Origin of the sequence: Pseudoalteromonas sp. NEC-BIFX-2020_015 (assembly GCF_012952265.1) — a bacterium.
Classification (GTDB): domain Bacteria; phylum Pseudomonadota; class Gammaproteobacteria; order Enterobacterales; family Alteromonadaceae; genus Pseudoalteromonas; species Pseudoalteromonas neustonica.
This window is the reverse complement of the sequence record NZ_JABCJL010000012.1, coordinates 29,714-52,510: the sequence shown is the minus strand read 5'-3', so window position 1 is coordinate 52,510 and position 22,797 is coordinate 29,714. Positions and strand designations below refer to the sequence as shown.

Annotated in this window: 11 protein-coding genes; 8 read left to right on the top strand and 3 right to left on the bottom strand. The window is 39.9% G+C overall.

What is annotated here, in order from left to right; genetic code table 11:
- Nucleotides 1–34: 34 nt before the first annotated feature.
- Nucleotides 35–3,373 (top strand): methyl-accepting chemotaxis protein, encoded by a 3,339-nt coding sequence (locus HH219_RS10750; RefSeq protein ID WP_054453954.1) that lies wholly within the window; start codon nucleotides 35–37, stop codon nucleotides 3,371–3,373.
- Between the two features lie 184 nt (nucleotides 3,374–3,557).
- On the opposite strand, the gene HH219_RS10745 is transcribed toward HH219_RS10750, so the two are convergent.
- On the bottom strand, nucleotides 3,558–4,163 hold the full coding sequence (locus HH219_RS10745; RefSeq protein ID WP_054205055.1) for a TetR/AcrR family transcriptional regulator: 606 nt from the start codon (nucleotides 4,161–4,163) through the stop codon (nucleotides 3,558–3,560).
- 167 nt (nucleotides 4,164–4,330) lie between these two features.
- On the opposite strand from HH219_RS10745, the gene HH219_RS10740 reads away from it, so the two are divergent.
- The 3 genes from HH219_RS10740 to HH219_RS22410 all read left to right on the top strand — a co-directional run bounded on the left by HH219_RS10740 (nucleotide 4,331) and on the right by HH219_RS22410 (nucleotide 12,552).
- On the top strand, nucleotides 4,331–5,380 hold the full coding sequence (locus HH219_RS10740; protein ID WP_169327438.1) for an efflux RND transporter periplasmic adaptor subunit: 1,050 nt from the start codon (nucleotides 4,331–4,333) through the stop codon (nucleotides 5,378–5,380).
- Nucleotides 5,380–8,460: an efflux RND transporter permease subunit gene (locus HH219_RS10735; RefSeq protein WP_169327437.1), complete on the top strand. Its 3,081-nt coding sequence runs from the start codon at nucleotides 5,380–5,382 to the stop codon at nucleotides 8,458–8,460. Before HH219_RS10740 ends, HH219_RS10735 begins: the two co-directional genes overlap by 1 nt.
- 240 nt (nucleotides 8,461–8,700) lie before the next feature.
- Nucleotides 8,701–12,552: a two-component regulator propeller domain-containing protein gene (locus HH219_RS22410; RefSeq protein ID WP_169327436.1), complete on the top strand. Its 3,852-nt coding sequence runs from the start codon at nucleotides 8,701–8,703 to the stop codon at nucleotides 12,550–12,552.
- 210 nt (nucleotides 12,553–12,762) lie between these two features.
- Here the strand turns inward: HH219_RS22410 and HH219_RS10725 are convergent, their stop codons facing one another.
- Nucleotides 12,763–12,960, bottom strand: a complete 198-nt coding sequence (locus HH219_RS10725; protein WP_054205059.1) for a hypothetical protein — start codon at nucleotides 12,958–12,960, stop codon at nucleotides 12,763–12,765.
- Nucleotides 12,961–13,055: 95 nt separating this feature from the next.
- Nucleotides 13,056–15,500, bottom strand: coding sequence for a prolyl oligopeptidase family serine peptidase (locus HH219_RS10720; RefSeq protein ID WP_169327435.1), 2,445 nt, complete (start codon nucleotides 15,498–15,500; stop codon nucleotides 13,056–13,058).
- A gap of 137 nt (nucleotides 15,501–15,637) precedes the next feature.
- Between HH219_RS10720 and HH219_RS10715 the strand changes: the two genes are divergently transcribed.
- The 4 genes from HH219_RS10715 (at nucleotide 15,638) to HH219_RS10700 (ending at nucleotide 22,755) form a co-directional block, all read left to right on the top strand.
- Nucleotides 15,638–16,645, top strand: coding sequence for a LacI family DNA-binding transcriptional regulator (locus tag HH219_RS10715; RefSeq protein ID WP_054206709.1), 1,008 nt, complete (start codon nucleotides 15,638–15,640; stop codon nucleotides 16,643–16,645).
- Entirely contained in the window at nucleotides 16,642–17,862 is a 1,221-nt protein-coding gene (locus HH219_RS10710) for a glycosyltransferase (protein WP_169327434.1), read from the top strand. Before HH219_RS10715 ends, HH219_RS10710 begins: the two co-directional genes overlap by 4 nt.
- 127 nt (nucleotides 17,863–17,989) lie before the next feature.
- Nucleotides 17,990–19,216, top strand: a complete 1,227-nt coding sequence (locus tag HH219_RS10705; protein ID WP_082379074.1) for a threonine/serine exporter family protein — start codon at nucleotides 17,990–17,992, stop codon at nucleotides 19,214–19,216.
- 932 nt (nucleotides 19,217–20,148) lie between these two features.
- On the top strand, nucleotides 20,149–22,755 hold the full coding sequence (locus tag HH219_RS10700) for a TonB-dependent receptor (protein ID WP_169327433.1): 2,607 nt from the start codon (nucleotides 20,149–20,151) through the stop codon (nucleotides 22,753–22,755).
- Nucleotides 22,756–22,797 lie beyond the last annotated feature (42 nt).

Sequence of the window (22,797 nt, the reverse complement as noted above, 5' to 3'; positions counted from 1 at the left end):
TAGCTAACTTAACTACAGGGTATAAGGGAATAGTATGGCCTCAACACGCTCCTCATTTAATCTATTAACCTCGTTACGTGCCAAATTGATCGGTGCTTTTTCTGCAGTGATGATCATTCTTGCCATTATCGGTTTAACCTCCTTTTTCGCATTAAAGTCCGCCTCTGATGGTTTTAAAGATTATCGCGAACTAGCACGAGATAGTAATCTTGCCGGAATTTTACAATCAAATATGCTTATGGTGCGTATGAACGTAAAAGATTTTTTGCTCACCGGCAGTAACAAAGATATTGAACAATACACACAATATTTTAATGATGTTGATGCCCTACTCAAAAAGGCCAAAACCGAAATTAATAACCCCCAAAGAGCTGAAATGGTTTCAGAGTTGAGCTTAGAAATAAATACCTACAACGCAACTTTTGACGTAATTAAACAATACAGAGTTGAACGAAACATATTGGTTAATGAACAACTCAATACCCTCGGCCCACAAATGGAGAAAGATCTCACCGATTTAATGTTAAGCGCTTCAAATAGTAACAATATTCAAGTCGCACATTTGGCTGGGCTGGCAATGCGCAACTTGTTACTTGGTAGACTTTACGTTATTAAATTTCTAGAGAGCAATGAAGAAAGCGCTGCGCAACGTGTACGCCAAGAATTTTCAGCATTCGATACTCAAATTGCACAACTTCAAACGGCCTCTGCTGCTGGCAATAGCCAATCCTTGATCAATAAAGTAAATGATAATCGAAATAGCTATTTAGATGCTTTTGAGCAAACCGTTAATATTATTAATGATAGAAACGATAAAGTAACCAATACCCTTGATGTGATAGGGCCTAAATTTGCAAGCTTGGTTGATGATCTAAAGCTCTCAGTTAAGCGTGACCAAGATCAACTTGGCCCACAGTTAAAAACTAAAAACGAAAATGCAATCAATCAAATTGTAATCTTCTTTAGTGCCGCTTTAGCGCTCAGTGCTGTTATTGTGTTTTTCTTAACGAAAGTCGTTATGAAGCAACTTGGCAAAGATCCTACTGAGCTTGAGCACATTGCACTGGCTATTGCTAAAGGTGATCTAGACCAAGAATACGACGAACACAAACCCGAGGGAGTGTTCAAATCAATGTTATCAATGCGAGATAACTTAAAGATCGGTCGTGACAAAGAAATGCAAGAACGTCGTATTGCACAGGTTAATGCGCGCATTAAAAATGCGCTCGATAACGCCAGTTCAAGCGTGATGATTACTGATAAAGATCATAATGTCATTTACATGAATGATGCCATAAATACGATGTTTAGTAATATCGAGAAAGACATCCGCACAGAGTCACCTGGCTTTAATGCAAAGCAAATCATCAATACTCCACTGGCGACCCAGTTTGATTATTTTAAAACTATACAAAACGATATCAATCACTTAACCAATGTTTTTAATGGCCAATTTGTTATCGGTGGCCGTACTTTTATTTTGGTTGCAAGCCCTGTGATCGTTGATAACCAGCGTGTTGGGACCGTTTTTGAATGGGAAGATAAAACAGATTGGCTCACACAAGAACAAGAAAAAACACGTATAGCATCTGAAAATGCCCGTGTAAAATATGCCTTAGATGGCTCATCCGGCCGAGTAATGATCACCGACAAATCATACAATGTGATTTATCTAAATGACGCTATAAAAACCATGTTTGCAGAGGCTGAAAATGCAATCCAATCTGTGGTTTCAGACTTCACTGTACAGGCAGTTTTAGGCGCAAAACTCGATACTCACTTTTCGCACTTCAGTGATTTACTAAACCAGTTTGATGATCAACAAAGTAGTATTAAAACAGAGCTTATTATTGCGGGTCATACTTTTAGTATTGTGGCGAGCCCTGTAAATGTTAATGATGAACGCGTAGGTACCGTTATTGAGTGGGAAGACAAAACACAATGGCTTGCACAAGAACAAGAAAAAACACGTATCGCATCTGAAAATGCACGGGTTAAATACGCCCTTGATAGTGTATCTGGTAATGTCATGATCGCAGATCCTGATCTGAATATTATCTATGCCAATAACGAATTAAAAACAATGTTTAATAATGTTGAAGCAGATCTTAAAACTCACATAAACAATTTTGATGCACAAAACCTCTTTACCTTAAGTATTGAACAGTTTTATCTTGAACCAGAGCAACAAAAACACACCTTTGAGGCACTAACAAGTACATACCGTAGCACAGAGCATATAGGTAACAGTGTCTTTGCACTCACGGCAAATCCTATTTTTGTTGATAATCATCGCATTGGCACCGTCCTTGAGTGGGTTGATAGGACTGCTGAAGTAAATATAGAAAAAGAGATAGACACAATAGTTCATGCTGCATCGCACGGCGATTTAAGTAAAAAAATAGATATTCAGGGTAAATCAGGATTTTTTGAAAAACTGAGTACCGGATTAAACTTACTCGTAGAGACCGTAGAAGTTTCTGTTAACGATGTAACCTTAATGCTTGGTGCAATGGCACAAGGGGATTTATCAAAACGTATAACCAATGAGTACGCTGGTACGTTTGGTCAATTAAAAGAAGATACCAATGCAACAGCAGATAAATTAACCGAAATTATTTTTGGTATTCGTTCTGCTGCTAGCAGTATTTCTCAAGGTGCTAACGAGATAGCTCAAGGTAATGCTGATTTAAGTCAACGTACTGAAGAGCAAGCAAGCAGTTTGGAACAAACTTCTGCAAGCATGGACGAAATAACTGAAATAGTGCAACAAAGTGCGGTCCGTTCAGAAGAGGCTAACGATCTCGCCCAAGAAGCAAAAGAACGAGCGGAATCAGGCGGCAATATTGTTAGCCAAGCAGTTAGTGCGATGCGCGAAATAAACGACTCAAGTAAAAAAATTGCCGAGATTATTTCTGTGATTGACGAAATAGCCTTTCAAACAAACTTACTAGCATTGAATGCCGCCGTAGAAGCTGCAAGAGCGGGTGAACAAGGTCGAGGGTTTGCAGTCGTCGCTGGTGAGGTAAGAAACTTAGCACAGCGTTCATCTAGTGCAGCAAAAGGTATTAAAGATCTCATTCGTGATAGTCAGGTCAAAGTTGCCGAAGGCACCGAGCTGGTCAATCGTTCGGGTGATACATTACGCGAAATAGTCGAATCCAATGCTAAAGTCCGCGATATGATGCAAGAGCTTGCAGAATCAGCGAGACATCAATCTGATGGTATACGACAAATAAACTCAGCCGTTACTCAAATGGATGAAATGACGCAACAAAACGCAGCACTTGTTGAGGAGGCTGCCGCTGCCGGTGAATCAATGGCAGAACAAGCAAGAGGAATGAATGAAACAGTTGATTTTTTCAGAACTTAAACGAACCATTTAAAGGCTTTGAGTATAATTATGCAACAGAGCCCATTGAGCTTTTAAAATTGATATTCGCAATCTTTGGGCTATTTAATCGCGGCACGGAGTTTGTAATACAACCCTAAAAAGCTCCCCCTAATAACACCTCTCTTTTAAAGTAAGGTGTTATTAGGATACTTGCTTCAGACATCTAACTATATGCTTTAATAAAACGTGATACGCAGTCTTGAATATACGTATCAGGTGGTAACTCTCCTTCTTTAGCCTGGCCTAAAGCATGGCGCATTTTCCAATCCCCTTGTGTCATGCCTAATAACTGTAAAGTAGCAAATGTTGAATTTTCAATATTGAGCAAGCCCTCTTGCGCCATACACTGCAAGCAGGTTTCAACTTGCTGTAGCACCATTTTTGGTGCTGCTTCATAGAAGAACACACCTAACTCTGGGTATTCATCTTTATGTGCAACACATGTGTCGTACACTCTCAGCGCTTCTGGCGAAAAGACTAAAGCAATAAAATTAGTCACTACTCGTAAAAGATTCGATTCAACACTTTGTCCGACGTCAAATTGTTCTTTTCGTAAATTAGACGATGAACAATGTGCCGTTATTGTTTCAACAAACAAGTTATTTTTATCTTTAAAGTGGCTATAAACAGTTTGTTTAGAAACCTCAGCCAATTTAGCAATTTGATCCATGCTGGTATTAGGAAAGCCTTTATCCATAAATAATGTGGTTGCAGCTTTAATAATCTGCTGTCGTTTTTGTTCTGAACGGCTCAGGGTCGTTATTTCCATTATCACCTCAAATCAAACTAGACAGTCTAGTTTGATTAGTTTATATTTATTCAAAATTAGACTCATTAGTCCAATTCTAAATCATTCTGCGTGTGTAGCAAAGTGCTGCACGTTTAATACGTATGTAATACAGGCTCATTTAGCGTGACTACAATATGGATATACCGATGAAAAAACACCTGTTTGGAGCAATAATTTTACTTGCCCCCTTTTTAAATAACGCTCAAAACCTTGTCCATGTGGCAGCTTACACGGTAAAAAAACAAGCTGGCTATAATCAAACGCGCACGCTCAGCGGTCAAGTTATTAAACAACATGACGCCAAATTGAGCTTTGAATTTCCGGGTAAGATTGAACAAATATATTTTGACCAAGGGCACACAATTAAACAAGGTGAGGTCATTGCACGTCAAGATACACAGCTTTTAGCCATTGAAAAACAAAAACTACACGCCCAAAAACAACGAACTCAAGCACAGCTTACATTAGCTAAACTGGAAAAAAACCGTTTAATGGAGCTTGATAAAAAAAATTACTCGGCCACCTCCGCCCTTGATCAAGTTAAAACGAATATCGCAGTACTTAATGCCGAACTCACAGGAATAGAAGCAAGTTTAAATGAAGTAAGTATTCGCACTCAAAAAGCGCATTTAACAGCTCCCTTTAATGGTATTTTAGGCCAACGCTTTGCATCACAAGGCGAGATTGTCGCAGCAGCTACACCCATTGTTCGTTTAATCGAAAACCAACACGCGCAAGTAAGCATAGGTATTCCACTCACATTAAAAAGTACCATTAAAAATAGCATGGATATTGAAATAGCAGGGCAAACCTTTGCAGCACAATCACTCAGTAAAGGTGCGAGTATCGACTCACGAACGCAAACCTTAACCATGCGCTTTTCATTACCTAACCACGCAGTGGTTTACTCCGGTCAGTTAGCAAAATTAGCACTGCATCAATATCAACAACAAACCGGTTTTTGGGTGCCACTAGATGCCCTTGCAGATGGTATTCGTGGTACTTGGCAAGTTTACCAAATTACAGACAACATTTTAAAACCTATCATAGTTCAACTTTACTATGCTCATGATGGTTACGCATTTATTGGTGCGCCACTGCAAGATGGCGATCAAATTGTAGCCAATGGCATGCATAAGTTATCAGCTAATATTTTAGTTAATATTGTTGAAAATAAACCGACTAAGGTGCTGTGATGATCCAGTATTTATTTAACCATGGCCGCTTTCAGGCGTTACTGGTTGCGTTGCTTATTGTTAGTGGTTTAGCCGCAATTAATGGCCTACCGCGTACTGAGGATCCGCGTATATCGAATCGTTTAGCTATTGTTACCACAGCATTACCCGGCGCCAGTGCCGAGCGTGTGGAAGTGCAAGTCAGTGAAAAAATCGAACAACGACTTAAATCACAAGCCGAAGTAAAACATGTGTCGTCTATTTCTCGCCCAGGATTGTCGGTCATTACCGTCGAATTAAAAGATGAGATAACCCATGCACCACCGGTTTGGTCACGGATGCGTGATTTACTCGGTGATGTTCGCAGTCAACTTCCCGAAAACGCTGCACAGCCGCTACTTGATGACGAGCGCGGATACGCTTACACCCGTATTGTATCTGTTAATGCACGCGACGACTCTATTACAATGGCAACACTTAATCGCTACACTAAAGAGTTACAAAACCAATTGCGTAACGTTTCCGGCGTTGAGCTTGTACATATATTTGGCCAAGCCGAAGAAGAAATTCGTGTTACTGTCGATCAACAAAAAGCCAGCCTTGCTGGTATTTCGCAAGCTCATATTCATGCAGCAATAAAGGGCGCTGATGCAAAAGTGGCTGCGGGCACATTAACCAATGATAAGTCACAAATGCAAATAGAGGTTACAGGTGCTTTTGATTCTGTTGCACGTATTGGTGCAATTCCCGTCAGTAGTAATCACACTGCTAGCCAATATCAACTCTCTGATATCGCAGACATATCACGCACAATTAAAACCCCAGTCAGTGAAATTGCATTAATTGATGGTAAACCAGGCCTATATATCGCCATTCGTATGTTACCTAAATTACGTATTGATAAATTTTCAGATAAAATCGATGTCGTTGTACAACAATTTGAGCTAGAACTGCCCAATCAAATTGAACTACAAAACATTTTTGATCAACGTGGTTATACCCAAGAACGCTTAGGTGATTTACTCGGTAATATTGCCGTAGGTTTTATACTTATATTAGCTGTATTATTTATTACCTTAGGCTTCAAAGCCGCGTTAATTGTAGGTACTGCATTACCGCTCACGGTATTATTCACCCTGGTAAGCATGCACTTATATGGTTTACCCATCCACCAAATGTCAGTCACCGGTTTAGTTGTTGCGCTGGGAATTATGGTTGATAACGCCATTGTGATCACTGATGCAGTACAGCGCTATCGTCAGCAAGGACTCAATGCTATTACTGCAGTTGAAAAAGCCGTGGCACATTTTTGGCTACCGTTACTTGGCTCAACCCTCACAACGATTTTAGCGTTTGCGCCTATTGCTTTGATGCCCGGTGCTTCAGGAGAGTTTATTGGCGGCATCGCCCTAAGCGTGATTTTTGCGTTGATTGGTTCGTACATAATTTCCCACTCATTGGTTGTGGTATTTGCTGGGCAATTTATAAATAACGAGCAACGAACAGGCATATTTTATCAAGGTATACGCACACCAAAGCTCAGTAAACGCTTTGCAGCTACATTAAAATACAGCCTAGCAAAACCAAAACTCACATTGCTGCTAGTGTTTATATTTCCCGTTGCTGGCTTTTTCGGTGCAGGGCAACTCACCGAGCAATTTTTCCCGCCTTCAGACCGCGATATGTTTCAAATTGAAGTGCACTTTGCCCCGCAAGTAAGTATTGAATCCACCCGTCAAGCAATCAAAGAAATGGACGCCCACATTCGCAAGTCCCAAGGAATAGAGAAACTTGATTGGATGATAGGCACAAATTTCCCAAGCTTTTATTACAACATGATGCAGCGTAACCGCGGCGCAAATAATTACGCGCAAGCGATGGTCAAAGTCACCGATTTTAGGCGTGCCAATGAATTGATCACCGCGTTACAACATCAGCTAGACAGTGAATTTCCGCATGCACAAACACTGGTAAGAAAACTCGAACAGGGCCCACCATTTAATGCGCCAATTGAAATGCGAATTTACGGACCTAACCTCGATACTTTGGCCGATCTCGGGCAACAGTTACGAACCCAATTAATCGCCCATAACGATATAACTCATACCCGGCCAACACTCTTATCTGGCTCACCAAAACTGTGGCTAAATACTGATGAAGCCGCTCTTACTCATGCAGGACTGAGCCTCAGCGGTATGGCAACACAATTGCAAAGCCAGTTTAATGGAGTGGTCGTAGGTAGTATTATTGATAACACAGAAACCGTCCCTGTCCGTGTTAGAGTCGCGGATAACCGCAGAGACGATATTAGCTCCTTATTTAGTACGCAATTAAATACAGCAGCCAACGCCACTCAATTAAACACTACACAGCCGCTATTGGTTGAATCATTTGCCAGTGCAACATTAAGCCCATCTCGCGGATCTATAGCTCGTCGCGATGGTGAGCGAGTTAACATTATCGAAGCCTATTTAGCAACCGGCGTATTACCGCAAACGGTATTGAATGATGTAACCGCAACAATTGCACAATCAGGCTTTGTGTTACCTCATGGCTACAGACTAGAGCTAGGTGGTGAATCACAAAAACGCAATGAGGCGGTCGGTAAATTACTCGGGCAAGTTGGTATTATAGTAGTGTTATTGATCACCGTGCTGGTTATGTCATTTAACTCATTTACGACCACCGCATTGATTTTAATCAACGCCTTGCAAGCAGCTATGCTTGGTTTGCTTAGTGTATTTATTGCCGGCTACCCGTTTGGTTTTACTGTAATCATCGGTTTATTAGGTTTAATGGGATTGGCTATTAATGCTGCTATTGTCATTTTGTCAGAGCTCAACTCGCTTCAAGCACTTACTGACAAGAGCAAAATCGTTGCCGCAGTAATGACCTGCTCACGCCACATCAGCTCTACCACTATCACCACCGTTGGTGGTTTTTTACCGTTAATACTTGCTGGCGGTGGCTTTTGGCCACCATTTGCCGTTGCCATTGCAGGTGGAACGGTGTTGACAACAATGCTATCGTTTTATTTTGTCCCTGTGGCGTATTATTTGCTGTCTAAGCGAAAAGTACATCAAAGCCAAGTAGGCCCTTAACTTCTAAGTAAAATCTGTACGTTATGGCACATTTATTGTTCGTAACGTACTATGGCGCAAGTAACACACCGCTTTAAAAGGTGGCCATTAGTCTACTGTTCGTCACCTACTTAAAAATTTATTCATAATAATAAAGTGAGCTATTTTTATTATTATGATCATAAACCTCAAATTGTTTACTTGCATTTATTGCAGGGTGTTCAATAATATAGCTATAGCTTATTTAAAAAAGTGCTCCGAGTGATCTTTTTAAAACATAATCAATTTTATTCATTTGTGTGGTGCATATTTTTTTCTTTCTTTTTACTCGCGACTTTATTCAATAACTCTGTAACAGCTGCACCATCAATACATGGTACAAAACTTACCGACTTTAAATACGCACAACCTTTATTTACAACAATTGATGACAACGCAAAGATTGTTAATGGCGCTATAACAAGTGGGATTGAGGCTAATAACGGTATTTTCTGGTTTGGCACCCAAAATGGATTAGTGAGTTTTGACGGCGTCAGCTTTACGCGTTTTGAACATCAACCCGGTAATAAAAATTCCCCCGCAGCTGATTACATAGTAGCTATAGCTCAAGATCAAGACGGGGGCATATGGTTAGCAACCCGTACTTCTGGTTTAACCCGCTTTGATCCTATTAGCAATGAATTCATTCACATCAGCACTCAAAGCCAAAACATGGCATTGATGAGCAATACCTTACGCACGCTTAAAATAGACAGCAATAACCAATTGTGGGTAGGCCATGAGTTAGGTGTAGAAAAGCTCGATCTTAATTCAAAACAAAGTACTCATTATATTTTGCCCACACAAGGGGAGATCACATATCACTTTTTTGAAACTAACGATGGCGCTATTTGGGCATGCTCAACTAAAGGTGTGTTTGTAAAGGGTATAAATGATACTCATTTTTCAAGTATTTCTCAGTTAAAAAACTTAGACATACGTTCAGTATACCAAGACCCGACGGGGACATATTGGCTTGGTAGTCGAAGTGGTTTATGGTTTTGGGATGGTGTAAGCGATCCTGTTTCAGCGAGTAGTGACAATTCACACGTTAATAGTAATGCTTATGTACGCTCTATTATTGCCTTAGATAACAACCAAGTGTGGGTTGCAACTTACGGTGAAGGAATTTGGGTATTTAACCTAGAAACAAAGCAATGGTTAAATACCTACAAACATGATCCTTCAGTTGCAACAAGTTTAGTTTATGATGAAATTGGCACTCTATTTTTAAGCAAAAATGGAACAATTTTAATAGGCACTTGGGGGGCTGGCCTACAAATATTGAATAGTAATACCGTGAATAATTTTGCAATGCTTCGCTATACTTTACTCCATGATAAAGGCTTAAGCTATGCTAATGTCCGCACAATTTTTGAATTAGAAAATGGCACAATACTTGTCGGTACTACGGGCAATGGTGTTGATGTTATTGAACCTAAAAATGGCCGGTTAAAAACAATTAACTCTGATCTCTCTGGTAAAAAAATCAGCAACGTCGTATCCCTTGCTGAGCAGAAGGATGGGACTTTATGGGCGGGAACAACATCGTCAGGGCTGGTAAAAATACATTTGAAAGAAGGTCATTTCTCACAATTAGAACTCACTGGGTTAGAGAAAGGCGCTATTTTGCGACTGTTGGTGCTCAATGATCAATCTCTAGCCGTTGGGACAGCTAAAGGTGTATGCATTATAAAACGAGGTAGTCGTCATTGTGAATCTCTGATAAAAAAATTAGACGGCAAAAAGATGAATGATACCGTTACGTCCATGATTCAAGATAACGCTAATTCGCTTTGGATCGGTAGCCATAATGGCCTTTATCGTAAAAGAGCGGATCAAACTGTGCTTGATCACTTCCAAACAGATAACTTATCACAAGGACTTAGTCATAATTACGTATTAGGGATGGTAGTTGATCAAGCAAATAATATGTGGCTCACCACCAGCACTGGTTTTGACAAAGTGACTGATTTGGAGCAAATACAACCAATATTTAATCAGATGAAAGGCGAATTTCCAATCGGTAAGCAATCACCTGGTGCTAATATGCTGATTGATAAAGATCAACGAATTTGGAGTGCCACTAGTATCATTGATTTATCGACAAAGCAGTTTCGCCTTCTAAATAATGGCTACGGTGTAGACATTGGGGTTGCTTGGTTAGGATCGTATACTAAATTGCGCAGTGGGTTAATGGTATTTGGCGGTACAAAGGGCGTACTTATAGTCGACCCAAATAAGTTTCCTTTTTCTATTACTCCGAGTAAATTGAATACAGTACGTCTAAAGGTCAATGGCGAATCAGCCCCTTTATCTCGCTTAAATAACTTCATCTTAAAACCTGAGGAGGCAAGTTTTAATATACAGATAGCGGTCAATGAATTACTTCACAAGTCACTTGTTTACGAATACCAATTATTACCAGATCAGCCTCAATGGCGACTTATTGATGCCGATGCTCCTTACGTACAATTAAGTAAGCTTTCCCCACAAGACTACACCCTAACAACACGGGCATATTATAAAAATAATACAGCACAGATCTTCCCTTCAGTACTCTCTTTTACTGTACAACCGACGTTAATACAAACACTGTGGTTTCGTTTATTAATTGTGGGTATTTCACTCATAATTTTGGGGCTCATTTTTCGCTGGAGAATTGGTATAGTCAAGGCTAAGGCAATAAAGCTTGAAGAGCTTGTCAGTCAACGTACACGCGAAATACAAGTAATTAATCAAATCGGACAACAATTCACACTCCAATTACTCTTGGATGAATTACTCAATGATATATACGCACAAATCAATGAAATTTTTCAAGCCGACCGTTTTGGAATTGGTATTATCAATAATGATAAAAATTGTTTAGAATTTAACTATGCAGTTGAGCGTGGGGTTCGTTACGTTGCTTATGAACGTTCAATGGAGGAACCAGGACAACTTGCTGTCTATGCCGTTGAACACAATCAATCTGTATTAATAAATGACTACGACACTCAGTTTCACCACTATTATCCTGAACAAGATAATGCTAATCATCAACTACACAGTGGTAGCAAAGAAATAAAAGCATTATCAATGATGTATGTTCCGATGCAACATAACGGAAAAATGCTGGGTGTAATTAGTATTCAAAGTGTTAAGCCCAATAGTTACCATGCACATGATTTAACATTACTAGAAAGCTTAGCGTCATATGTAACAATCGCATTGTCCAATGCACAGTCTCATCAGCATTTATTGGAAATGCACCAAACATTACAAAATAATATTGAAGAATTAAAACATACCCAAGAACAGCTAATAATGCATGAAAAAATGGCTCAATTAGGACAATTAGTTGCAGGGATTGCGCATGAAGTAAACACCCCTATTGGAATAACCATTACTGCTTCTAGTATATTACAAGATTATACGCATCAATTGCAAAAGCACTTTTCGGCGAATACTTTATCTCGCAGTATTTTTAACCAATATTTTGAGCGCGCGGATCAAAGTTTAATACTAATAAAAACAAACGCAGAACGTGCCGCAGAGTTAGTACAAAGATTTAAACAAATTGCCGTAGAGAACTCCTTTGAAATAGCTGAACCAATAAACATAGAAGAGTTTATTTACGACATAATCAAAAGTCATGCAAGCACAATTGCAGCAAAAAAAGTTCAAGTAGATATAAATATTGTAAATAAAGGAAAACTGATTAGTTGCCCTAACGCTTTAAGTCAGGTTTTGTTTTGCATAATAAACAACAGCTTAACACATGCATTTAATGATGTGAGCAACAAGGTAATTCATTTCAAAATTGAGTTCACACAAACGCAATGCTTAATTGACATTGCAGATTCTGGAGTGGGTATTGCAGCTGATGCAATAGATAAAATTTTTGATCCGTTTTATACAACAAACCGATCACAGGGGGGAACAGGTTTAGGTTTAAGTATCGCGTTTAATTTAATACATCAGGTTTTACAGGGCACTATTGAATGCGAAAGTGAAATAGGAGTTGGCACTACTTTTTCATTATGTCTACCAATAAATATACGTCACAACCTTGAACATGAAGGTCAGTAGTACATCTTTCCCTTATTCATTTAATTGAACAATTAAGCAATAAGACTATACAAGTATTTGCTGTGCTAATGAACTTTGCAAAACCCCATGCTGATATTTAGTTTTATAAAAAACAGACTCTAACACTTGTTAGAGCCGATTATAAAGCCTTTAAAAAATCGATCGGCTAGCTAAAACAATCAATATTAAATATATAAAGAGCTTTCATTTTTACTCGGTTACGACAGGCATCGCTTTTACAGGTGCTTCGTCACTCAGTAAATATTTATCAAGCCACTGCTCTTGCTCCCAAAGTACATGCAGCAAACTCTTACGAGCACGATATCCATGCGCTTCGTATGGCAACATCACTAAACGGGCATCTTTGCCTAACCCTTTTAGTGCGGCATACATACGCTCGCTTTGCATTGGGAAAGTGCCGTGAGATTAAAGGCGGGATCTTCTTGTTGAGTGAGAGTAATAAAAACACGGTATCAAACCGCGTTTTTATTACTTGAATTCAATTACTCAGCTGAAATTACTGTATCTGTGGTTTTATCATCACTCAGTAAATATCTATCAAGCCACTGTTCTTGCTCCCAAAGTACATGCAGCAAACTCTTACGAGCACGATATCCATGCGCTTCGTATGGCAACATCACTAAACGGGCATCTTTGCCTAACCCTTTTAGTGCGGCATACATACGCTCGCTTTGCATTGGGAAAGTGCCTGAATTAGGGTCTTCTTGCCCATGGATCATTAGCATTGGTTCGTTAATTTTCTCAGCATGAAAAAACGGTGACATGTTTGCGTAAACGTCTTGAGCCTGCCAAAAATCGCGTTCCTCACCTTGAAAACCAAACGGCGTTAGTGTGCGGTTATAAGCGCCACTTCGAGCTATACCGGTTTTAAATAAGTCACTGTGAGCTAATAAGTTTGCAACCATGAAGGCACCGTAGGAATGCCCTGCTATCGCAATTTTATCTTTATCCGCAATGCCTTTTTCAACCAGGACATCAACGGCAGCTTTTGCACTTGCCACTAATTGCTTTCTAAATAAGTCGTTTGGCTCTTTGCCCTCAACACCTACTATAGGCATTTTAGGGTCATCAAAAACAGCAATCCCTTTAGCAAGGTAAGGCATTGGGCCCCAATAGCCTATATATGTAAATTCATACTCAGATTCACGTACTTGCGATGCCACCGCTTTATCTTTATATTCCAGTGGGTAAGCCCACATTAGTACAGGTAAAGTACCTTGTGTTTTATCATAACCTGGCGGTAAGTATAATGTACCTGATAACTCCACTCCATCATCACGTTTGTAACGTACTGGCTCCTTGGTTACACCTTTAAATGCAGGGTAAGGGTGCTCAAAGGTCGTAAGCTGAGTTAAGGTGTCCTTGCCTAAATCACGAATAAAAAAGTTTGGCTGCTCTTTTTTTGATTCTCTGATGGTGATTAGTTTTTCACCTTCGTCATCAAGCATCGCACGCACACGCTCATAATATGGTGCAGCAGATTGCCACAAGCGCTTGCTGCTATTTGTTTTTATATCATATTGATCTAAAAATGGTACATTACCTTGTTCTGATGCGCCATTTCCGCGTAAGAATATATAACGTCCGCCGACTACTTTGATTACGTTTTCGCCTAAATCATTACGCTCATAAATTGCATTACCGGGATCTTTATAAGCATCATTGTAGCTTCGCTCAGAGAACAAAATACGGTTTTTATCTGCGTTACGAGGTTGGATGACATAAGTACGTAATTGGCGATCGCTAAAACGCCATTCACTAAGCAACGCAACATTATCGTTGGCCCATTCAATACCCGCAAATCGACGTTCAACTTTAGCAAATAATTTAGGCTCACGTTTAAACGGCGAACGTAAACTATAAATGTGATCATGATGAGGCACATCTGTCTTCATATCGCCACCATCTTGGGCTTGTGCCCATATAACTTCAGCTCCTTGATCAGCACGCCATTGAAAGCTTCGGCGACCTGTTCGTACACTATCATAACCCTGAGGAATATTGTCAGCCAGAGCCTGCTTAGCAAGTTCAGCTAACGCAAAACCTCGCATCCCCAGTATTTGCCATGTTGTCGCAAAGCGACTGTAAGGTACTTGATAGGAAAAAGGTTCATCAATGCTCGCAACTAAAATGTTCGTTGAGTCTGGTGAAATTGAAAATGATTTAAATAAACCCGCTTTCCCTATTGCTGTCGCCACACCACTGAGTGGAATATAGGTAAGTTGACCTTGCCCATAAAATTTAAACTGTTGTTCATCAAATGGGCTCGTCAATAAATTTTGATAAGTACGAGCAGGTGCTTTTTGGCCACTACTTTGTTGGATAACTGGCACCACACTGTCAGCATCACTGACCAAACGCGACTTACCGATATTAACAGCTGCATTAGCAACAATTGCAGTACTATCCGGCAGCCATTGGTATGGTGTTGCTGTTAATACTGAATTTAATGCAACTCCCGCAAGCTCACGCGCTTGTTTGGTTTGCGTGTTGTAAACCCACAAATGAGCCTCGGTAGGTTGCTCAACAATAAACGCAAGATATTCGCCATCACTTGACCATTTAGGTGAACGGATCACACCTTGTGGTAAATTATTAACTTCAACTACAGCACCTGTTTCAATGTGTTTTAATTGTAAGCTACTAAACTTTGAGCGAGGACGAGAGCGTGAAAAGTTAGCTGGGTTTAGTTTTATACCTGCTAACTTCACCTCTTCTTTTGCTAAGTCGTCCAATGTTTCAACACGTTTACGGTCAAATAATGCAAGCCATTGCCCATCCGATGATAAATAACTACTAGGCGCTAACTTTGCATCTACTAGTGCAGCTAAATCACTTGAAGGGGTTTGATAACCTTGTGTGCTATAGCTTGCACTGCTAAAACAAACACTGAGCCCGAGAGCAAATAAAAGCGTTATGCCTTTCATTTTTTATCCTTGGTATTTTTTATTAGGTGTGTATCTAAACATGTTTCGTAAAATCCATAAAGTTTTTGCGTTCATTACTAGGCTAAATTGCGTTAAACTCCCTAATTGGTCCATATAATCACTGTCTCGTAATCTAAATGAAAAATAAAACCGACAATATAACCATTTTTGACGTTGCCAAAGAGGCACAAGTTTCCAAGTCAACGGTCTCCTTAGTACTCACTCAAAGTGACAAAGTCAGTGATAAAAGTAAAGAAAAGGTATTGCAAGCAATTGATAAGTTAGGTTATGTATATAATCGCGATGCTGCTGCACTGCGCAGTCGCCGTTCTAACTTAGTGGCGCTAGTCATCAATGACTTAACCAACCCCTACTCTGCTCAGCTAGCTGTTGGGCTTGAAAACCATATTCATGCGCTTGGTATGCTGCCTATGTTGGTAAACACCGCAGAAAGTGTTGATCGTCAAACACAAGTTGTTAAAACACTTAAAGAGTACAACGTCGCCGCTTTTATAATGTGCCCGGCACCAGGAACTACACAACAGTGGGTTGATGAACTTATTAACAGTGGCTTTCCTGTCATTCACATCATGCGAGAAGTTCCCTTTTGTGCGGCCCCAACGATTTTACCCGATAACAAAAAAGGCAGCCACCTAGCCACCACCCATATTCTGCAACAAGGTATTGAAGACATTGCGTTTATAGGTGGAACCGACGATATCTCAGATTATCATGAACGTTTAGCTGGTTTTAAAAGCGCCTTACAATATTTCAAAATCAGCGATGATAAGCCATGCCTAAATGCAGTAACTAATCGCCAAGGCGGACGCGATGCATTTAACTCGCTGTATGCTCAATACCCTGATACAAAAGCAATCATTTGTTTTAACGATGTCATTGCTTATGGTGTTATTGAAGCGATCCGCGAGCAAGGCTTAATCCCAGGCAAAGATATAAAAGTTGTCGGCTTTGATGACTTAGCTGATTCATGTTTAATGTCACCTTCTTTGAGTAGCGTGACCATCAATGCAAATGAGATAGGCAAGCGAGCCTGCCACGTGTTGCAAGAATTACTTAGCCACGGCACGCCTGCGGTAAGAACATTAATCGACGTACACCTAAAAGTAAGAGATTCAAGTCAATGAAAAAAGTATTAGTAATTGGCTATGTGTGGCCAGAGCCCAATTCATCAGCGGCAGGCACGCATATGATGTCGTTATTAAACACATTTACAGCCCAAGGTTGGGACGTTGAATTTGCCAGCCCTGCACAAAAAACTGAGCACATGGTAAACCTTAGTGATTTTGGTATTAGTAGTACAACTATCGCTCTCAATTGCGCTAGTTTTGATGAATATGTTGCACATTACGCCCCTGACATTGTCATGTTTGACCGTTTTATGATGGAAGAGCAATTTGGTTGGCGCGTAGATAAATACTGCCCTACAGCATTAAAAGTACTCGATACAGAAGATTTACAATGTTTACGTAATGCCCGCCATGAAGCACATAAAGGAAATAGAGCGTTTGATCACAGCGATTTACATTCTGATATCGCAAAACGGGAAATTGCTGCTATTTTACGGTGCGATTTAAGTTTAATTATTTCCAGTTATGAAATGCAACTTCTTGGTGATGTGTTCAAAGTAGATAGCTCGCTATTACATCATTTGCCTTTTATGGTCGATTTAGCTGCACTGCCAGAGAAAACTAAATCGTTCGATGAACGTGAACACTTTATGACCATAGGTAATTTTCGCCATGCCCCAAATTGGGACGCAGTTTTATACCTGCAACAAATATGGCCACTGATCAGAAAACAGCTACCACACGCGCAACTGCATATATATGGCTCATATCCGCCACCAAAAGCCACAGCCCTGAACAATCCCAAAACAGGATTCTTAATTAAAGGCTGGGCAGATGATGCATACGAGGTTATGCAAAGTGCACGCGTATGCTTATCACCTCTTCGTTTCGGTGCTGGTATTAAAGGTAAGTTACTAGAGGCGATGATAATGCAAACACCAAGCGTTACAACGTCTATTGGCAGTGAAGGCATGCATAATGATCTGCCATGGAATGGGTCTATTGAAAACGATCCACAACATTTTGCTGACGCAGCTGTTGCTCTTTATCAAGATAGCGTTTTGTTTGCACAAGCACAAAACGCGGGTTCGACTTTATTAGAAACACATTACGACAAACATCCGCTGGCAAGTCAATTGGTTGAAAAAATTCAAAGCATCACTCAACAGCTCAAAGCTCACCGTGAAAGCAATTTTACGGGCCAAATGCTTAAACACCACACGATGCGCAGTACTCAGTACATGGCACAATGGATTGAAGCAAAGAACAAGTAAACTAAGTTAAGAAAAAACTAGACAGGCGGGGATTAGTGTTTAAAATCGCCGCCAATTAGTAAGGCAATTTAAGCTACATTGTCTATATTTTTTAACTGAACAATTTAACCTTTGGTTCAAACATCATTTGAAAACCGCAACGTTTACTGAAAAACGAAAATTTATCGTTAAGCTTGGCAAAATGCTCCATAAATATGGCACCCCAGCTTATCGACTCGAAGCCCATTTAATGGAAGTGGCAACATACCTTGATCTCAAATCATCGTTTGTTATGTCCCCCACATCCGTGACTTTTGTTATCTGGACTGATGGCCACGAAGACGAATACACCCACGTTGCACGTGTTGACCCTGGCGATCATGATTTAGGTTCACTCGCCGACACCGACGACCTTGTGAATCAGATGCTCAACGGCGAATTAACTCTGCAAGAAGTTGACCTTCAGCTTGATGCCATTTTTGTTATGCCCAACCCTTATAATAAAGTAACAACCGGTATTGCTTTTGCTACCTCTGGTGGAGCTTTTGCAATGCTAATGGGCACTAGCTGGAATGACGTATTCTGGTCTGCGACTTTAACATTAGTTGTTTATTTATTTGTAATGTGGTCAAGCCGCTCCAAAAGAGTAGCGCACATGCTTGAGCCACTCGTTGCCATCGTCTCTGCTATTTTGGCATGTGCGATAAGCGTTTACTTAGATGTGGGCATTAATATACGGTTAGTCGTGCTGTCAGCCATCATTGTGTTTATACCCGGGCTTGCATTGGCATTAGGGCTTGCAGAACTCGCAGCAAGACATTTAGTGTCAGGTACAGCGCGCGTCATGGACTCATTTATGTTGTTGTTTAAGCTTTATTTTGGTGCCTTTATTGGTATTGCGATAGGATTTGCTATTTTCGGTCAGGTTGATTTTGTGCCGCCAGAGCCTTTACCAAAATGGACTGCATGGCTAGCAATTCTACTTTTATGTAGTAGCTTAATCGTTATTTTTAGAACTAAACTCAAACATGCTTCATGGTCGATTGCGTCAGGTTTTATTGCTTATGGCACAAGTATTGGCTCTGCGATGTATTTGGATTACACCTTAGGGACATTCGTAGGGGCATTTTCTGTCGGTGTTTTTAGTAACTTATTTAATCGTATCGCTAATGCGCCTGCGTCTATCGTTGCTATGCAGGGCCTAATAGTACTAGTACCGGGGAGTAAAACCTATATCGGGCTAAATTCACTTATTGAAGGGCAAGATTTTGTTTATGCTGAACATATCGGGCAGCAAACATTTCTAATCTTTATGTCACTCGTAGCTGGCTTAATCTTTGCTAACGTAGCATTACCACCGAAAAAGAGTTTGTAAAACACACACCCAAGTCATTTAAATGCAAGTTCACATAAAACCAATCCATTGCGCATTTACAGTGACTTGGGAGCTACTCCTAAATCTATATCAGTTATTCCCTGTTCATTAAATAGATTAAAAAGACCCACTTAAAACTTAACTTATTTGAGTCGAAAACAATCCAAATTTTATTAAATACGTGACCATTTTCGCAAATTATATGTAAGCGTCTAAGGTTATCAATTTATTTATCAACATAAGATATTTTAAAAGTCACGTATGACTTCGTATTCCTCTTTTTAATGACCTACCCCATGACAAAGCTTTTCGCTTAGGCTCAAATTCGCTTTGCGATGAGGGGGATCTTACTGTCACTTGCAAGCCCAGAGAATTAAAACCAAAGAGATTAAAACCTTCAATAGCAACCAATCACAATGTCACTCGATATATAATATAAAACCATAAATACAAATCAAAATTAGCAACAACCCTCTTCGAGATATTTTATCTTTTTAGTTTCATTCATGACATCTACCCTATTAATTTTTAATCAACTAGTTGTGAATCAAAAGAGAATCAACAATAAAAATCAATAAGTAAACTTAATTTATTAAATTAATTCACATAAAAAATAAATATAAAACAATTGATTTTTATGGATTAAATTTAAATTTCACATCATTTTATTTTCAATTTAGTTACTTTCATAACTATTCACTTAAATTCAAGACTCTGATTTTAAAAAGGCGTTTAATAGAGTCACAAACAAAGCAGGCTCTCGTTACTTTCTATACAAGAGTAACTATTAACTAATTTTTTAGTGATCTGTATTTGTTTGTAAGCAGGGTTTTGCAAGATCATTCGGCTATTAAAAATGAATACATAAGTACGAATTGCAAACCGACAATTTGATACAACAAAATGAAGTTTTGATTCAAGGGGAATCGAGGATGTTAAAAGTAAAAATGAATAAACTGCATCTAGCAGTGAGCGCATCGCTTATTACATCAGCATTAAGCCTACCTATGGTAGCACACAGTGCCGAAGCAAAAAGTACCGATGAAGTTGAAGTAATACAAGTACGCGGTATTCGCGGCAGTGTCGTTAAATCACTTAATACAAAGCGTTACTCAGATTCAATCGTTGATGCTGTAACCGCTGAAGATATCGGTAAGTTCCCCGATCAAAACGTCGCAGAATCACTACAACGTATAACAGGCGTATCAATTAGCCGTAATTTTGGTGAAGGTGAACGAGTCAGTATTCGTGGTACAGCTGAAAGCCAAAACCGTACCTTATTAAATGGCCAAGCCGTTGGCTCTGCCGACTGGTGGACGAACTCAGCAGCGAGCCGTGGTTTTAACTACACTATGTTGCCTTCTGAGATTGTATCTGGCCTAGAAGTATATAAGTCACCTGAAGCTGATATAGATGAAGGCTCAATTGGCGGTACCGTTATTGTTCGAACCCGTAAACCTCTTGATTTAGAAGCCAATAAAATTGCTGGCTCGGTGCTTGCGCAGCACAGTGAAATTTCGGGTGAGACCGACCCGCAGTTATCGGTTATGTATAACTTTAAGAATGACGATGAAACATTTGGTGCACTTATTTCATTAGTTCGCCAACAGCGTAATCTTCGCCGTGATGGTATTGAATCATGGAGCTGGGCAAAACGTGACATCACTTTAACTGATGGCACAGTTCATAAAAATGTATACAGCCCTGGCGGCGGCGGTTCAGCCATGTTCCTACAAGAGCGTATCCGTACCGGTATTAACTTAGCCATGCAATATCGCCCGACTGATCAATTAGATTTAACCTTTAATGCGCTTGATTCAACACTTGAAGCAAATAACGAAAATCAAAACTTCTTATGGATCCCAGGTTATGGCCAACGTGGAGCTGAGTACGACCAAAATGGTGTTTTAACCCGCGCTGCAGATCCACATTACAATAGCGTAAACCTTATTAATCACGACAAAGTGGGTCAAATGTTAGTCGGCGGTGAGCTTGCATTATCACCAACAGGCAATAACATTCTTGACGAAACCAAAGTACGTAACTCTGAGATTAAAACTAAATCATATGATTTAAAGGCTGATTACCAAGGTGAATTGTGGCTAACCAGTGTACATGTTGGTTATACCGAAGGCAGTGGTGGTTCAGAAGCTGACCGAAGTGTGGGCTGGGAAGGTAACTACGTACACAGCTTTGATACTTCTGGTGTGGAAGATGTACGTACCACATATGGTGCAGATCCTGCAGACGGTAAACAATGGGATTTAGGTTTTTTACGCTACGACAGCAACAATGCTAAAGATGATGAAACGTACTTACAAGTTGATTTTTCGCGCCCAATTGACATCGCTGTCTTTAATAATGTGAAGTTTGGTTTGAAATACCGTGATCATTCTCGCTTTAATACAAAACACACTACCGACAACCGTACAGATTTAAACTGGAATTTGGCTGATTACTCACTTTCAATGCCATCAGATTACCTATCAGGGTTAGGTTCTGACGGCACATTACGTAACTATGCAATCACTGATTCAAATAAAGTTCGTGCTGAAGGTGATGCACTAGACTGGAATTACCGCGTACTAAAAGCAAGTACCTTTGAAGTTGAAGAAAAAATCACCGCTGGTTATATAAAAGCAGATATTGATGTTGATGGTATGCGCGGTAACTTAGGCGTACGTTTAGTGCAAACTCAACAATCTACAGCAGCGTATGTTGGTACCAGCGGTTCTGAAGTATGGACTCATGATGATCGTGACTATTTTGATATATTACCGAGCATCAATTTAGCCGTTGACTTAGATGAAGATTTACTACTTAGATTTAGTGCCGCGCGTGTTATGTCTCGTCCTGATTACGCTGCAATGACACCATCTACATCTTATAACCTTGAAACTAAAACAGGCAGCGGTGGTAATCCTGAAATCGACCCGTACCGTGCTACACAATTTGATACGGGTATTGAGTGGTACTTCAGCGAAGCAGGCTTGTTCTCTGCGGTCGTATTTTACAAAGATATTCAATCATTTTTAGATGTTACACCCAGCCTAGAAACACACGAAGGCGTAGAAATATTAGTAAACCGCCCTACTAATGGTCGTTCTGGACGAATTCAAGGTTTAGAGCTTGGTTATCAACAAGAGATCTATGATGGCTTTGGTGTAAATGCAAACTATACGTTTGTAGATGGCGAAGCAAAAGACGCAGACGGTAACGATACTATTATTCCTGGCAACTCTGAGCACACAGTTAACTTAAGCACTTACTATGAAACAGAGACCTTTAGCACGCGTATTTCATATAATTTCCGTACTGGTTATAACTCAGGCCAAGGCCATGGCTATGTAGATGATTACGGTCAAGTAGATGCTAACTTTACTTATAATGTAAATGATAACTTAGCACTGGTATTCGAAGCCATTAACCTAACTGATGAGCATACGTTTAGCTATCAAGAAGAAGGCGTACAACAAGCACTTACAGGTGTGTATGCTGATGGTCGCCGGTTTGTAGCTGGAATTCGCTTTAACTTTTAAAGTCGTTTTTGTCGAACTCCAAGCTAACACAGGTATTCGACT

What these genes read in the sequence shown, in the direction of transcription:
- HH219_RS10740 (WP_169327438.1), top strand. Translation starts at nt 4,331, where the DNA reads ATGAAAAAACACCTGTTTGGAGCAATAATTTTACTTGCCCCCTTTTTA.
- HH219_RS10735 (WP_169327437.1), top strand. Translation starts at nt 5,380, where the DNA reads ATGATCCAGTATTTATTTAACCATGGCCGCTTTCAGGCGTTACTGGTT.
- HH219_RS10745 (WP_054205055.1), bottom strand. Translation starts at nt 4,163, where the DNA reads ATGGAAATAACGACCCTGAGCCGTTCAGAACAAAAACGACAGCAGATT.
- HH219_RS10710 (WP_169327434.1), top strand. Translation starts at nt 16,642, where the DNA reads ATGAAAAAAGTATTAGTAATTGGCTATGTGTGGCCAGAGCCCAATTCA.
- HH219_RS10720 (WP_169327435.1), bottom strand. Translation starts at nt 15,500, where the DNA reads ATGAAAGGCATAACGCTTTTATTTGCTCTCGGGCTCAGTGTTTGTTTT.
- HH219_RS10750 (WP_054453954.1), top strand. Translation starts at nt 35, where the DNA reads ATGGCCTCAACACGCTCCTCATTTAATCTATTAACCTCGTTACGTGCC.
- HH219_RS10715 (WP_054206709.1), top strand. Translation starts at nt 15,638, where the DNA reads ATGAAAAATAAAACCGACAATATAACCATTTTTGACGTTGCCAAAGAG.
- HH219_RS10725 (WP_054205059.1), bottom strand. Translation starts at nt 12,960, where the DNA reads ATGCAAAGCGAGCGTATGTATGCCGCACTAAAAGGGTTAGGCAAAGAT.
- HH219_RS10700 (WP_169327433.1), top strand. Translation starts at nt 20,149, where the DNA reads ATGTTAAAAGTAAAAATGAATAAACTGCATCTAGCAGTGAGCGCATCG.